At 45.5% G+C, this 512-nt stretch carries 1 protein-coding gene; it reads right to left on the bottom strand.

The genetic code is table 11. The annotated features are described in order from the left end of the window. Positions 1-512 (bottom strand): SNF2-related protein (locus GMD1S_RS08965; protein WP_000324034.1); only part of this gene is annotated, 512 nt, incomplete at both ends.

Genomic DNA, 512 nt, shown 5'->3' with positions numbered 1-512 from the left:
TGCCCACCATCAGCCACTTGTAGCAATAAATCTCGGAGACTATCGAGTTTACCACTAGCTCCCTGGTAATCGTCCATGAAGAGAGCTGGCGTATCGCAGATTTGACGCAAACGCATGAGTCCAGATAAGATTTCTACCCGACTTCTCTGGAATTCTTGATCGGTCACTTGCGCTAGGCGGTCTCTCATCTGTTGCAACTGGGCTAGATAGATAGCCTTCTGTTGGTCTTCCAGTTCATTTTTATAGACGACTTCGATCAGATCAGGCAGTTCTGTAAGAACTTCTTCTTTCTTACGCCTCATGACAAAGGGCTTGATAAACTGCGCGACTCGATCAGCCGGTAATTTCATAAACTCCTTTTTACTTGGTAAGAGTCCTGGAAGCACAATTTGAAAGATAGACCACAACTCTCCTAAATGGTTTTCAATAGGCGTACCTGACAAAGCAAAGACTGCCGGCACCACAAACTGGCGCAAACTCTGAGCAATCTTGGTTTGGGCATTTTTCATGAC

This window comes from Streptococcus sp. GMD1S (genome assembly GCF_000296875.1).
Classification (GTDB): domain Bacteria; phylum Bacillota; class Bacilli; order Lactobacillales; family Streptococcaceae; genus Streptococcus.
This window is presented reverse-complemented; position numbering and strand designations above follow the sequence as displayed.